This window comes from Actinoplanes sp. NPDC026670 (assembly GCF_040638175.1).
GTDB lineage: Bacteria > Actinomycetota > Actinomycetes > Mycobacteriales > Micromonosporaceae > Actinoplanes.
Map to the genome: position 1 here is coordinate 41,968 of NZ_JBEZXU010000007.1, position 13,366 is coordinate 55,333.

A 13,366-nucleotide genomic window follows, 5' to 3' on the forward strand; every position below is an offset into this window, starting at 1 on the left:
CCGGCTCCCGGCTCCCGGCTCCCGGCTCCCGGCTCCCGGCTCCCGGCTCCCGGCTCTCCGGCTCTCCGGCTCTCCGGCTCTCCTGGTTCCCTTGATTCTCCGCGATCTTGCACGGTTCTCCCGGTCGGGGCGTGTATTTCCGCGCACGAACCAGACTGTGCTGGCGATCTTGCACGCTTCCCCATGCCGGGGAGTCTTCTGCGCAGCCACCTCAGCTTGAGAAGGGCAGCCCTCAAGCGGATGAGACATCTCCTCGTCGGCAACGCCTTCGTCGGCAAGGCCTTTGCCTGCAACGCCTCGTCGGCCGCGGATCTTGCACGAGTTTTCATGCTCGCGCCGATCTTGCAGGTCTTTCCGGGTCCCGGCGAGAAGAAAGCTGCAAGGTCTCCCACGCGCAGTAGACCTTGCATGACAAACCATGCCCAGACGTGAATAAACGTGCAAGATCGCCGCCAGCGGGGATAACCGTGCAAGATCGGCGAGGCTGGCCGAGAGCGAATTCTTCGCGTATGCGACATTCCTGGCCTCGGGTCGGTGTCTTATTCGCCTGCGTGACCGGCGCCGAGGTGCACATTCGTGCAAGATCCGCGCGGGGCGGGGCGGAGTTGCGACGAGGTGGGGTGGGGCTGCGACGAGGCGGCGCGGAGCTGTGACGAGCGGGGTGGGGCTGCGACGAGGCGGGGTGGGGCTGTGACGGGGGCGGGGTGGGGCGGAGGTGGGTGTGGGAGGAGTGGGGTGGTGACCGTCGCATTCAGCCCGGCGGGCGCGGTTCGGTCGGGAACTGGGGAGTGCTTGCGTGGTAGCCACGGTTCCTGAGTGGCCGTACCGGAAAAGGGGGTGGCTGGGCGGTGAGGGACGCCCTGGCCGTGACGGAATCCGGGTCAGAGGCGGTGGGCCTCGCGGGTCGTGGTGACGCCCCGGGTGTCGAAGAAGCGCTTCGCGATCCGGGCCAGCTGGTCCGGGTCGTATTCGCGGTGGTTCTGGACCAGGATCACCAGGTCGGCGGAGGCGGCCGCGCCCTCCAGATCGTCGGTGCGGGAGACCGGGACGCCGTCGAGTTCCCAGGTGGTGACGTGCGGGTCGTGGTAGGCGACGGTGGCGCCGAGGGCGGCCAGCTGGCGGGCCAGCGGGGCGGCCGGGGACTCGCGCTGGTCGGCGATGTTGGCCTTGTAGGTGATGCCGAGCAGCAGGACGGTCGCGCCACGGACCGCGTGGCCGTCGGCGTTGAGCAGGTTCTGGGCGCGGCGAGCCACGTAGGCCGGCATCGTCGTGTTGATCTCCTGGGCCAGCTCGACGAACCGGAACGGGTAGCCGAGCTTGCTGCGGACGTTGTGCGACAGGTAGTTCGGGTCGATCGGGATGCAGTGCCCGCCGACGCCCGGGCCGGGGTAGAACGCCTGGAAACCGAACGGCTTCGTGGACGCCGCGTGGATCACGTCCCACAGGTCGATGTCGAGCTCGTGGCAGAACCGGGCCATCTCGTTGACCAGCGCGATGTTGACGTGACGGTAGGTGTTCTCGAGCAGTTTCGCGGTCTCCGCCTCCCGGGTCGAGCGGGTCCGCACCACCGTCTCGACGAACCGGCCGTAGAACGCCTCGGCCCGGTCGGTGCACGCCGGGGTGTAGCCGCCGACCACCTTCGGGGTGTTGTGCGCGCCGTACACCGCGTTGCCCGGGTCGATCCGCTCGGGTGAGAACGCCAGGTGGAAGTCGATGCCGGCGGTGAGCCCGGAGAGCTGTTCGAGCCGGGGCCGGACCTCCTCGTCGGTGGTGCCCGGGTAGGTCGTCGACTCCAGTACGACCAGCATGCCGGGCCGCAGGTTGCGGCCGATCGCGGAGGTGGCGCCGAGGACGGCCCGCAGGTCCGGCCCGTCGCCCTCGGAGAGCGGCGTGGGCACGCAGATGACCGCGGTCCGGGCCTGCCCGATCAGGCTCTCGTCGGAGGTCGGCAGGAAACCGCCGGCCAGCATCTTCTCCACATCGGTGTCGCTCAGGTCGTCCACGTGCGAGCGGCCGTCGGCGAGCGCCCGCACCACGGTCTGGTCGATGTCGAAGCCGAGGACCGACATGCCGGCCCGGATCGCCTGCTGCGCCAGTGGCAGCCCGACATACCCGAGGCCGAGGATGACGACGTCGTAGCTCAAGGGAGTCTCCTTCTCACAAACGGTCAGGCGACGGGCGGAAGCGCCACACCCGGGGGGACCGGCCGGTCGTCCCGGCCGGGGCTCGGCTGCCGGGGCGCCGCGATGGTGCGGACGTTCCGGTGCTGTAGTTCGAACGGGGACGTGAACGGCAGATAGGCCGGCAGGAACTCGGCGACCAGGGCCTCCTGATCGGCGACGGCGGCGCTGTGCACGTCCACGTCGTTGAGGCAGAACGCGTCGACGTCCCGGTTGCGCAGCAGCCGCGCCAGCCGGAACGGCGTCACCGGCTCGGACAGATCGGTGTAGAGGTAGCGGATCCGGCCCGGCGCGGCCTTCCCGGTGAGGTACGCGTAGTACTGCTGGAGCGACGACAGCAGCGAGATGTCGTCGGGGTGCCGGAACTGGTGCCCGGCGGTGGCCGTCACCTGCTCGCCGAACCGCGCCTCGATCTCGGCGATGACGCTGCGCCGCGACGGGTGCGGGGTGTGCATCATCTTGCGGGTCAGCATCCGGCCGAACGTCTCCTGGATGAGCCGCCTGTTGTTCTTGGCGGCCGAGTCGGCGGGCCGGTCGGCGGGCCCGCGGGGCGCCGTGTCGACCCGGGCCGCCGAGGCGAAGAACTTGGTCAGCCCGCCCGGGGTGAAGAACATCTCGGGGGTGACCGGCCGGCCCAGGATCACGTCGTCGTTGAGGTAGAGGAAGTGCTCGGCGAGGCCCGGGATCCGGTGCAGCCGCGACTCGATGGCCTGCGAGTTGAACGTCGGCAGCCGCCCGGTATCGCCGAAGATCTCCCGGTGCGACACCACGGTGAGCCGCGGGTGGGACCGGTCCAGCCAGGCCGGCGCCTGGTCGTCGGTGACCAGGAAGACCCGGCGCACCCAGGGCGCGAAGCAGTGCAGGGCGCGCAGGGAGTAGCGCAGCTCGTCCCGGCTGGCGAACCGTGAGTCGTTGGCGGCCTGCGTGCTGACCTCGCCCACCCACGGGTTGTCGGCCAGCGCCCGGGTCTTGCGCCGCTGCCACTCCGGGTCGTCGCCGTCGACCCAGGTGTAGACCACGTCGATCGGGAAGTCGACCCGGTCCGGGTCGACCGAGGTGAAGATCCGGCGGGTGCGGTAGCCGGTCGTGTCACCGGGCGCGCTGAACGACCCGAACACCGCTTCCGGGGCGACCGTGACCGGTTCGCCGGCCGGGATCGAGTCGGCCACCGGGTTGCGCCGCGGCGACACCAGCCGGCCGTCCCGTGCGGTCCAGAACTCGACCTCGCAGGCCACGTCGTGCCCGAGCAGCAGGCTGCCGCCCGGGTCGGTGACCGGCCAGCACACCGACACCACCTGGGGGGACTTCCGCCGGCGGCCGGGCCGGGTCACCCGCAGTGATCCACGGTCGTCGGCGACGTGCCGGCGGAGCGCGGCGAGGGCCTCCGCCCGGTCGGCGGCGCGGACCGCCACTGCGGTACGGCCGGCTGCCCGGACCGGCACCCGGAACCAGTCGACGCCGGCTTCGTCGAGCGCCTTGCCGACCCGGTCCAGGTTGCTCCGGCGGACCTCGGCGGGGGCGGCGGCCGGGTCGGCGCGGGCGGTCAGGACCCCGGCCTTCGTGCGTACGCGCAGCGTGGCCCCACCGGCGCCACGGACCCGGGCGGTCGCCAGCGGCATGAAGGTGCGGGCCACCCGCAGCCGCCGTTCCGGTGCGACCCGGGGCAGGACTCGTGCCTCGACCGTCTCGAAGATCCGCCGGCGGACCGGCCAGGGGGCCAGCCGCAGGACCTGTCGCAGGGCCACGCCGTCGTCCTTTCGCCGCTCATCCGTCGAGGTGTGCGAGTGGTTCGCGAGGGTTCAACGTTCAGGATCAGAGCGAAGTTGCGGTCTATATTCCCTTTAAGTGCGTTATACGGCTTTGGTGCGACAGGCGCGGCGCATCGTGCCGACATCACCCCTAGGGGGAACGGATGGGGGTCTCGGCCGATGCGGGCCGTTGCGCCGGAAAGGCATGGTGGAAGAGGTGATGTCAGACGACGGCGGGAGGCCGGCGATGGGTAAGGCGATCGCGTTCGTGGTGGGGCTCGTCGCGGTGGGCTGGGTGGCCAGCTGGCTGCTCGGGCCGCTGCTCTGGTATCTGTTCCTCGGCGCTCTGGTGATCGGCGGCGGCGCCGTCCTCTACGCGGCGGCGAAGCGCTCGCTCGCCCCCGGCACCCGCACTCAGCGGCGTATCGAGGCGGCCGCGCGGACCTACCGCATGCGGAACCGGTGAGGGACCGGCGATACGGCTAGGCTTGCGGTCGACGTGACCATTCAGACCAACGGGAAGTCGCACCGTGTTTGACACTTTGAGTGACCGCCTCTCCGGGATCTTCGGCAAGCTCCGCGGCAAGGGCAAGCTCACTGATGCCGACATCGACGCCACCGCACGCGAGATCCGTCTCGCGCTGCTGGAGGCGGATGTCGCGCTGCCCGTGGTCAAGGCGTTCATCGCCAGCCTGCGTGAGCGGGCCCGGGGCGCCGAGGTCTCGCAGGCGCTCAACCCGGCCCAGCAGATCATCAAGATCGTCAACGAGGAGCTCATCCAGATCCTCGGTGGCGAGGGCCGGCGGCTGCAGTTCGCCAAGCAGCCGCCGACCGTGATCATGCTGGCCGGTCTCCAGGGCTCCGGTAAGACGACGCTGGCCGGCAAGCTGTCCCGCTGGCTGAAGAACCAGGGGCACCAGCCGCTGCTGGTCGCCTGTGACCTCCAGCGCCCCAACGCCGTCAACCAGCTCCAGGTGCTCGCCCAGCGGGCCGGGGTGGACGTCTACGCCCCACAGCCGGGCAACGGCGTCGGTGACCCGGTCCAGGTCGCGCGCGACTCGATCGAGCACGCGAAGCGGACGGCGAAGGACATCGTCATCGTCGACACCGCCGGCCGTCTCGGCATCGACGCGGAGATGATGCAGCAGGCCGCCGACATCCGGGCCGCGGTCGACCCGGACGAGGTCATCTTCGTCATCGACGCCATGGTCGGCCAGGACGCGGTGCGCACCGCCGAGGCGTTCCGCGACGGGGTGGGCATCACCGGTGTGGTGCTCTCCAAGCTCGACGGTGACGCCCGCGGTGGCGCCGCGCTCTCCGTCCGGCACGTCACCGGCCAGCCCATCCTCTTCGCGTCGACGGGCGAGAAACTGGAGGACTTCGACGTCTTCCACCCCGACCGGATGGCCGGCCGGATCCTCGACATGGGCGACCTCCTGACCCTCATCGAGCAGGCCGAGCAGGCCTTCGACGAGGACCAGAAGGAGAAGATGGCCAGCAAGCTGCTCGGTGGCGAGCAGTTCACGCTGGAGGACTTCCTGGACCAGCTGATCGCGGTCCGGCGGATGGGCCCGATCGCCAACATCATCGGCATGATGCCCGGCATGGGCCAGCTCAAGGGGCAGCTCGACGAGCTCGACGACAGCCACTTCGACCGGGTCACCGCGATCATCCGCTCGATGACCCCGGGTGAGCGCACCAACCCGAAGATCATCAACGGCTCGCGGCGGCTGCGTATCGCCAACGGCTCCGGCGTCACTGTCATGGACGTCAACCAGCTGCTCAACCGCTTCACCGACGCGCAGAAGATGATGAAGCAGATGACCGGCATGATGGGTCTGCCGGGCTCGCGGCGCAGCGCGACCAAGAGCTCGAAGAACAAGCGCAAGCCGGGCAAGGGTGGCGGCCGGCCGCGGGTCGGCGGGCGTCCCGGTGGGATGCCGGCCGGGTTCCCGGGTGGCATGCCGCAGCTGCCGCCGGGGCTCGACCCGGGGGCACTCGGTGGGGGCCAGGGTGTGCCGCCGGGATTCAAGTTGCCGAAGCTCGACTTCAACAAGCTGAGCAAGCCGAAGGACGACAACCGCTGATCTTGGACTAGTCACTGTTCAAGTTGTATTGCGCTAACTGTCAGGAGGCTAGTAGCGTGGGTGGCGATCCTAGCGAGGAGGAGCTCGTGACCGCTGCCCTTCAGTTGCCTGACAAGCAGGACTGGACCGTCGATGACCTGGCCAGCCTTCCGTCGGATCTCAAATATGAGTTGATCGACGGAAGGCTGATCTTGCCGTCCCCCACCTATTTCCATCAGATCCTTGGCGTTGAGCTGGTCCTCATGCTGCGGCCCAACTGTCCACCCGGCTATGAACCTGTGCCCGATCTGTCGCTCGAGATTGATCGTCGCAATGAGCCGCGTCCCGATGTGGTCGTGACGCACATGCGATATGCGATGCGATCACCTGTGCCTGTCGACGGCGCGATGCTCGTCATCGAGATCATCTCGCCGACGTCGCATTTCCGGGACATGCATGCGAAGACCGAGATCTACGCCGCCGCTGGCGTTGAGAACTACTGGATTGTCGATCCGACGTTTGACGGCGATGTAGTGATGAGCATCCTCCAGCGTTCCGAAGACGGCCCATATGAGCGTGTCACCAGCACTGACAAGATTTTCACCACCGAGGTGCCATATCCCATCACGATCGATCTGCCGGCGCTGACCGCGCTGCGTGACAAATACCTCGCTGCACGGGATGAGGCTTGATCCGGTAGGACTTACGGCATGGCGTTTCATGTGCGCGGGACGGTTCTGCCGGACGATGAGGTTCGGGATCTGTGGCTGGTGGGGGACAGGGTCACCTACGAGCCGGTGGCCGGGGCCGAGACGATCAGTGACGGCGGGTTCGTCGTTCCGGGGCTCGTCGACGCGCACTGCCACCTCGGCATCGCCTTCGGGGCGAAGCCGATCGAGAGTCTCGACCAGGCCCGTGAGCTGGCCGTCATCGACCGTGACGCGGGTGTTCTGGCGCTGCGTGATGCGGGTTCGCCTTTTCCGTACCCCGAATTGGATGACGAACCGGGTGTGCCCCGCCTGGCCCGCGCCGGGCGTCACGTCGCCGCCCCTCGCCGCTATCTGCGGGACATCGGTGTCGAAGTGGCCGCCGATGAGGTCGCCGCGGCGGTCACCGCGCAGGCGAAAGCCGGCACCGGCTGGGTGAAGCTGGTCGGCGACTGGATCGACCGCAGCGTCGGTGACCTGGCCCCGAGCTGGGACGCCGCGACCATGGCCGCCGCAGTCGAGGCCGCCCACGCGTCGGGCGCCCGGGCCGCGGTGCACACGTTCTCCGAGGAGGGCGTGGAGATCATGGTGAGGGCCGGCGTCGACTCGGTGGAGCACGGCACCGGGCTCACCCTCGATCTGATCGACGAGATGGCCCGCCGCGGGACGGCGCTGGTGCCCACGATGATCAACATTCGGACGTTCGGGAAGATCGCCGACTCCGCGCGCGGCAAGTTCGACGGTTACGCCGATCACATGGTCGCGCTGCGCGATCGGTTCCCGTCGGTGGTGCTCGCCGCCCACGAGGCGGGTGTCCCGATCTACATCGGCACCGACGCGGGCGGCGGCATCCGGCACGGCCTGGCCGCCGAGGAGATGCTCTACCTGCACGAGGCGGGCATCCCGGCGGCCGACGTGCTGGCCGCCGCGTCGTGGCGGGCCCGCGACTGGCTGGGTTTCCCCGGCCTGGTCGAGGGCGGCCTCGCCGACCTGGTGGTCTACGAGGCCGACCCACGTGCCGACCTGCGGGTGGTGCGGGCGCCCAGCCGCATCGTGCTGCGGGGCGCCGTCATCAAATGATCAGCCGTCCTCAAATGATCAACGGTTGAAGCGCCAGATCCACAGCTCTTGGCCGGTGGGGCAGGTGAGGATCTTCTCGTCCCAGTCGCAGCGCCCGGAGATCTCCGGGATCTCGCCGAGTTCGACCTTCTGGAAGTCGATGTTGGAGACGCCGCGGACCTTGTAGCTCCGGTCCCCGGCGTTCTGGGTCATGCTCAGCGCGTTGCCGTCGTCGACGAACCCGCCGACCCCGAAATCGGAGTAGCGGGCCTGGCCGTTCTCGTCGTAGAGAGTGGTCGCCTTCTCGCCGGTGCCGCTGGTCAGGATGTGCCCGAGCCGGACCGAGTTGTCGCCGTACCGCGGCACCGCCCCGGTAGTCCGGAGCACGGTTCCGGTCTTCGCGTCGATCATGAGGATCCGGGCCTCCTGCCGCTCCTCTGTGATCGCCCGGCTCTCCGGGACGCAGACACGGCCGGGACCGCAGGGAAAGTACCTGTCGTAGCTCCACGGTTCCCGGCTCTGGTAGATGACGGTCGCCGGTGCGGTGATGGCGAACGCGTTGCCGACCCGTGTCTCGGTGTAGATCGTCCCCTCGTAAGCGGTCAGTTGTTCGGCGTTCGGGTGCCCCTGGGCTGTCGATTGCACCTTGCCGGTCCGGATGTCGCGGATCGTGATCCGCCCCGCCCGGTTCATGTCGACCAGCCGGTCGTCGGTGAACGGAACGGCATCGGCCACGTCCGGCGCGGCGAGGGCGAAGGTGTGCCCGTCGGCGCCGCTACCGCCGTCGGCCTCGACCCGCATGCCGCTGATCAGCCGCGGCGGCGGAGCGATGACCGCATCGCCGGCGGGCGGAACGACGCCCGCCGGCACGGTCCACAGTTTCCGGCCGCTGACCAGGTCGTAGCCCTCGATTGCGGTGGTCTCCTCGACCAGCCGGACCAGCACGTCGACATGCAGGACGAACTGGTCGAAGCTGGCGTGCGGCAGCTCCCACTTCTTCGCCCCGGTGGCCGGGTCGTGGATTTCGAGGATCCGGCCGGCCGGGGCCTTGATGTCCCCTTCGGGGTCCTCCGGCAGTTCCCGCAGCAGCATCACCGCCTCGGGTGTGGTGGCGACACCCCGGTAGTAGCTGTCCGTGCCGGTGATCCGCCAGAGAACCGCCCCGGTCCGAGCGTCGAGGGCGACGGTCTCGTGCCCGCCGTTGCCGTCGGCGGAGAAACCGATCACCCGGTCCCCGGCGATCCGGGTGTTGTTCCAGATCCGGCCGTCGGCGATCCGCAGCGGCTCCCCGACCGGCGCCATCCCGCGGAGCCGGGCCGGGTTGGTGGCCGGCAGCAGCGGTTCGGGTTCCGGGTGTGGCCGGTTGACGGCCAGCCCGGTCCCCGCGATGACCAGCACCACCGCGGCGGCGGCCAGGACGGCCCGGCCCCGGGTACGGCGCTGCCGCCCACGCTGCCGGGCCTGCTCGACACCGGCGAGTGGGATCGCGTCGGCCTGCCGGCTCAGCGCGGTGAACAGTTCGTCCAGGTCAGCGGGCACGGCGGGCTCCTTCCTTCGGCCGGGTGGCGGTGTCCTCGAGGGCCGCCGCGAGCAGGGTGCGCCCGCGGAACAGCCAGGACTTGACGGTGTTCGGGGTGGCGCCGGTCTCGGTGGCGATGTCGGCGATCGACCGGTCCAGCAGGTAGTGCAGGGCGAGCGCCCGCCGTACCTTCTCCGGCAGGTCGCGCATCGCCCGGACCAGCAGCACCAGATCTTCGGACGGCGGGCTGACGGTGGGTGGCGGCGGCTCGGCGGCGGCCCGTGCCCGGCGGATGCCGAGCCGCCGCCACCGGTCCGCGGACAGCCGGTTCACCACCAGCCGCAGCCAGGCTTCCGGGTCGTCGTACCCGGACAGGCGCCGCCATCGTTGCCAGGCGCGCGCATACGCCTCCTGGACCAGGTCCTGCGCCTCCACCGGGTCGCCGGTGAGCCCGTAGGCGTACCGGGCCAGCCGCCGGGCGGTGTCCCGGTAGAAGTCATCGAAGTCCATCCGTCACCCCGTCTTTCTCCGATGAGGGACACGGGATGCCCACCCGCCTGGTTGCAGTGGGGACGCGACTACGATGTTTCCTCATGGCTCGCGTGCTCACTCCCCGTGCGGAGGACTTCCCCCGCTGGTACCAGGACCTCATCGCCAAGGCGCAGCTCGCCGACAACGGCCCGGTGCGCGGCACGATGGTGATCCGGCCGGTCGGTTACGCGATCTGGGAGCGGATGCAGGGCGACATGGACGCCCGCATCAAGGAGCAGGGCGTTCAGAACGCGTATTTCCCGCTCTTCATCCCGGAGAACTATCTGCGCCGCGAGGCCGACCACGTCGAGGGCTTCTCGCCGGAGCTGGCCGTGGTCACCCACGCCGGTGGCAAGGAGCTGGCCGAGCCGCTGGTCGTGCGCCCCACCAGCGAGACCGTGATCGGCGAGTTCATGGCCAAGTGGGTCGACTCGTACCGTGATCTGCCTCTCCTGCTCAACCAGTGGGCCAACGTGGTCCGGTGGGAGCTGCGCCCGCGCACCTTCCTGCGCACCACCGAGTTCCTCTGGCAGGAGGGCCACACCGCGCACGCCACCGAGGCCGACGCCCGCGAGCACGCGCGTGACATCCACAAGAACGTCTATGAGGCGTTCATGACGGAGATGCTGGCCATCCCGGTCATCCCGGGCCGCAAGACCAAGGGCGAGCGGTTCGCCGGCGCCACCAACACGATGACCGTCGAGGCCATGATGGGCGACGGCAAGGCGCTCCAGATGGGCACCTCGCACGAGCTCGGGCAGAACTTCGCGAAGGCGTTCGACATCACCTACTCGTCGGCCGAGCGGACCGTCGAGCACGCCTGGACCACGTCGTGGGGCACGTCGACCCGGATGCTCGGCGGCCTGATCATGGTGCACGGCGACGACAACGGCCTGCGGCTTCCGCCGCGCCTCGCGCCGGTCCAGGTCCAGGTCATGGTGGTCAAGGCGGGCGAGGGCGTCGCCGAGGCGGCGGCACAGCTGGTCAAAGACCTCAAAGCCGCGGGTGTACGGGTGAAGCTCGACGACCGCGCGGACATCCCCTTCGGCCGTCGCGCGGTGGACGCGGAGCTGCAGGGCATCCCGATCCGGATCGAGGTCGGCCCGCGTGACCTGGCGAACGGCAACGCCGTGGTGGCCCGCCGGATCGACGGCACCAAGTCGCCGATCGCGCTGGCCGAGGTGGCGAACGCGGTGGTGGCCGCGCTCAAGGCCGACCAGCAGCGCCTCTACGACGACGCTCTGGCGTTCCGTGAGGAGCGCACGGTCGAGGTGAAGACGCTGGCCGAGGCGATCGAGGCGTCGCAGACCGGGTTCGCCCGGGTGCCGTGGTCGGCGGTCGGCGAGGCGGGTGAGAAGGAGGCGAACGGCAAGGCGATCACGGTTCGCTGCCTCACCCGTGAGGACGGTTCGATGCCGGAGTCGGACGAGGAGCCGGACCTGATCGCCTACCTGGGTCGTTCGTACTGAGCGTGCGCTTCGAACCGGGTCGGCTGATCCTCCATCGCGACACCCATCACGGCCGGATCGCCTTCGTGCATCCGGGCCGGGTGATCTCCGACGACGACCGCGGGCTGCTCATCTGGGTGGCCCGCGGCTCGACGATCGCCGTCGAGACGACTCTCGACGGCCGTTTCCCCAGGGAGCTGGCGTTCCCGGACTGGATGGCGGCCCCGCGGGAGTGCCGGATCACGCAGTGGCGTGGCCCTGGTGTGCTGCGGTTCTTCCCACCCGGGGTCAATCACTCGGTGTGGTTCTTCCGAGACGACGAGGGCACTTTCACCAGGTATTACGTGAACCTGGAGGAGACCGCGGCCCGCTGGGACGACGGCCCGGTCGCCGGGATCGACGTGATCGACCAGGACCTGGACATCGTCGCCGGCCCGGACCGGGTGTGGCAGTGGAAGGACGAGGACGACTTCGCCGAGCGGCTGGCCTTCCCGGAGCTGTACTGGGTGCCGGACGAGGCGGCGGTCTGGGCCGAGGGCCGGCGGGTGATCGCGCGCATCGAGGCGGGGGAGTTCCCCTTCGACGGCACGTGGACCGATTTCCGTCCCGATCCGTCCTGGCCCACCCCGGCCGAGCTGCCGCCGGGCTGGGACCGGCCGGTGGTGGCCCGGTTGGGAGAGTCGCCTGCTCGTCTGGCAGAATGAGTTGTTGGTATCCGGCATGCGACAGGCGCCCTCTAACCCCTGATCGCGATGCCAGTCCATGAGACATCGGTCCCGCAATCCCCACGTGGGTTCCGTTCGGCTCAACCACGCAGTCATCAGGAGCGAATAAACCGTGGCCGTTAAGATCCGGCTCCTGCGGATGGGCAAGATCCGCAACCCGCAGTACCGCATCGTCGTCGCCGACTCGCGCACCAAGCGTGACGGTCGCGCCATCGAGTACATCGGCATCTACCAGCCGAAGGAACACCCCTCGGTCATCGAGGTGAAGTCCGAGCGCGTTCAGTACTGGCTGTCCGTCGGCGCCCAGCCGTCCGAGCCGGTGCAGCGCATCCTGGAGAAGACCGGCGACTGGCAGAAGTTCAAGGGTCTGCCCGCCCCGGCTCCGCTGCTGGTCGCGCCGAGCAAGCAGAGCAAGTCCGAGGTCTACGAGGCCGAGGCCAAGGCTGCCGCGGGTCTGACCGACACCAAGCCGGCCACCACCCCGAAGAAGGCGTCGAAGCCCGCCGAGGCCGCCGCCGAGCCTGTCGCCGAGACGGCTGAGGACCCGGCCGGTGCCGGCGCCGACGCGAACTGACGGGGCGCTCCGGCCCGCGCTGGAGCACCTCGTCAAGGGCATCGTCGACAACCCGGACGACGTCCGGGTTCGTCTGGTCGACTCGCGTCGTGGCAAGCGGCTCGAGGTTCGTGTGCACCCGGAGGACCTGGGAACGGTCATCGGGCGCGGCGGGCGTACGGCCAAGGCCCTGCGTCAGGTGATCGGCTCGATCGGCGGTCGTGGCATCCGGGTCGACATCGTCGACGCGTACTGATCGATGCTGCTCGTCGTCGGCCAGATCGGTAAACCGCACGGCATCCGGGGCGAGGTCTCGGTGGTCGTGCGGACCGACGAGCCCGAGGAACGCTTCACCGCCGGGTCGGTGTTCATCACGGAGGTCCCCAGGGACCGCCGGGTGAGCGCCGGCCCGGCGGCCGTTCCCGCGTCCGGTGCTCGTTTCGAAGTTCCCAAAGAGCTGGTCCTCGAGTCGATCCGCTGGCATCAGGGCCGCGGCATCGCCGTCTTCGAGGGCATCCACGACCGCAACGTGGCCGAGGCGCTGAAAGGCGTCTTCCTCCAGGTGGACAGCGCCGATGTGGCGCCGCCGGAGGATCCGGAGGAGTTCCACGACCACCAGCTGGTCGGGTTGCGCGTGGAGTCCGCGGACGGCACCGAGCACGGCACCGTGCAGCGGATCGAGCACGCGCCCTCCTCGGATCTGATCGTGCTCGCCAAGAAGGGCGGCGGGACGGCTCTGATCCCGTTCGTCACGGCGATCGTCCCGACCGTGGACGTGCGCGGTGGCCGGATCGTCGTCGATCTCCCGGAAGGCCTCCTGGATCTGTGAA

13 protein-coding genes are annotated in these 13,366 nt (G+C 69.5%); 9 read left to right on the forward strand and 4 right to left on the reverse strand.

Features of this window, described 5'->3' with window-relative positions; all coding sequences use genetic code 11:
• Nucleotides 1-881 precede the first annotated feature (881 nt).
• Complete coding sequence (locus AB0E94_RS09060; RefSeq protein WP_360324216.1) at nucleotides 882-2,144, reverse strand: nucleotide sugar dehydrogenase; 1,263 nt, start codon at nucleotides 2,142-2,144, stop codon at nucleotides 882-884.
• Between the two features lie 23 nt (nucleotides 2,145-2,167).
• Nucleotides 2,168-3,925: a stealth family protein gene (locus AB0E94_RS09065; protein ID WP_360324218.1), complete on the reverse strand. Its 1,758-nt coding sequence runs from the start codon at nucleotides 3,923-3,925 to the stop codon at nucleotides 2,168-2,170.
• Nucleotides 3,926-4,175: 250 nt separating this feature from the next.
• On the opposite strand from AB0E94_RS09065, the gene AB0E94_RS09070 reads away from it, so the two are divergent.
• The 4 genes from AB0E94_RS09070 (at nucleotide 4,176) to AB0E94_RS09085 (ending at nucleotide 7,781) form a co-directional block, all read left to right on the forward strand.
• Nucleotides 4,176-4,394, forward strand: a complete 219-nt coding sequence (locus AB0E94_RS09070) for a hypothetical protein (RefSeq protein WP_093619993.1) — start codon at nucleotides 4,176-4,178, stop codon at nucleotides 4,392-4,394.
• A gap of 64 nt (nucleotides 4,395-4,458) precedes the next feature.
• Nucleotides 4,459-6,015 carry a signal recognition particle protein gene (ffh, locus tag AB0E94_RS09075; RefSeq protein WP_360324220.1) on the forward strand — a complete coding sequence of 519 codons (1,557 nt, stop codon included), beginning with the start codon at nucleotides 4,459-4,461 and terminating at the stop codon, nucleotides 6,013-6,015.
• 86 nt (nucleotides 6,016-6,101) lie between these two features.
• Complete coding sequence (locus tag AB0E94_RS09080; RefSeq protein WP_360324222.1) at nucleotides 6,102-6,686, forward strand: Uma2 family endonuclease; 585 nt, start codon at nucleotides 6,102-6,104, stop codon at nucleotides 6,684-6,686.
• Between the two features lie 18 nt (nucleotides 6,687-6,704).
• A complete protein-coding gene (locus AB0E94_RS09085) occupies nucleotides 6,705-7,781 on the forward strand; it encodes an amidohydrolase family protein (RefSeq protein WP_360324224.1) in 1,077 nt (358 codons plus the stop codon).
• Nucleotides 7,782-7,799: 18 nt separating this feature from the next.
• Here the strand turns inward: AB0E94_RS09085 and AB0E94_RS09090 are convergent, their stop codons facing one another.
• Complete coding sequence (locus AB0E94_RS09090; protein WP_360324226.1) at nucleotides 7,800-9,299, reverse strand: PQQ-binding-like beta-propeller repeat protein; 1,500 nt, start codon at nucleotides 9,297-9,299, stop codon at nucleotides 7,800-7,802.
• Complete coding sequence (locus AB0E94_RS09095) at nucleotides 9,289-9,789, reverse strand: sigma-70 family RNA polymerase sigma factor (RefSeq protein ID WP_360324228.1); 501 nt, start codon at nucleotides 9,787-9,789, stop codon at nucleotides 9,289-9,291. Before AB0E94_RS09095 ends, AB0E94_RS09090 begins: the two co-directional genes overlap by 11 nt.
• Before the next feature lie 83 nt (nucleotides 9,790-9,872).
• On the opposite strand from AB0E94_RS09095, the gene proS reads away from it, so the two are divergent.
• The 5 genes from proS to rimM all read left to right on the forward strand — a co-directional run bounded on the left by proS (nucleotide 9,873) and on the right by rimM (nucleotide 13,365).
• A complete protein-coding gene (proS, locus tag AB0E94_RS09100; protein ID WP_360324230.1) occupies nucleotides 9,873-11,279 on the forward strand; it encodes a proline--tRNA ligase in 1,407 nt (468 codons plus the stop codon).
• Nucleotides 11,280-11,281: 2 nt separating this feature from the next.
• A complete protein-coding gene (locus AB0E94_RS09105; protein WP_360324232.1) occupies nucleotides 11,282-11,962 on the forward strand; it encodes a DUF402 domain-containing protein in 681 nt (226 codons plus the stop codon).
• A 133-nt stretch (nucleotides 11,963-12,095) separates the two neighbouring features.
• Nucleotides 12,096-12,557: a 30S ribosomal protein S16 gene (gene rpsP, locus AB0E94_RS09110; protein WP_360324234.1), complete on the forward strand. Its 462-nt coding sequence runs from the start codon at nucleotides 12,096-12,098 to the stop codon at nucleotides 12,555-12,557.
• Complete coding sequence (locus AB0E94_RS09115) at nucleotides 12,535-12,792, forward strand: RNA-binding protein (protein WP_023561857.1); 258 nt, start codon at nucleotides 12,535-12,537, stop codon at nucleotides 12,790-12,792. Before rpsP ends, AB0E94_RS09115 begins: the two co-directional genes overlap by 23 nt.
• 6 nt (nucleotides 12,793-12,798) lie before the next feature.
• Nucleotides 12,799-13,365, forward strand: coding sequence for a ribosome maturation factor RimM (rimM, locus tag AB0E94_RS09120; RefSeq protein ID WP_360324552.1), 567 nt, complete (start codon nucleotides 12,799-12,801; stop codon nucleotides 13,363-13,365).
• Nucleotide 13,366: the final 1 nt, after the last annotated feature.

Bases quoted from the DNA above. Each gene is read 5' to 3' on its own strand.
- AB0E94_RS09070 (WP_093619993.1), top strand. From the start codon at position 4,176: ATGGGTAAGGCGATCGCGTTCGTGGTGGGGCTCGTCGCGGTGGGCTGG.
- AB0E94_RS09085 (WP_360324224.1), top strand. From the start codon at position 6,705: ATGGCGTTTCATGTGCGCGGGACGGTTCTGCCGGACGATGAGGTTCGG.
- AB0E94_RS09095 (WP_360324228.1), bottom strand. From the start codon at position 9,789: ATGGACTTCGATGACTTCTACCGGGACACCGCCCGGCGGCTGGCCCGG.
- proS (WP_360324230.1), top strand. From the start codon at position 9,873: ATGGCTCGCGTGCTCACTCCCCGTGCGGAGGACTTCCCCCGCTGGTAC.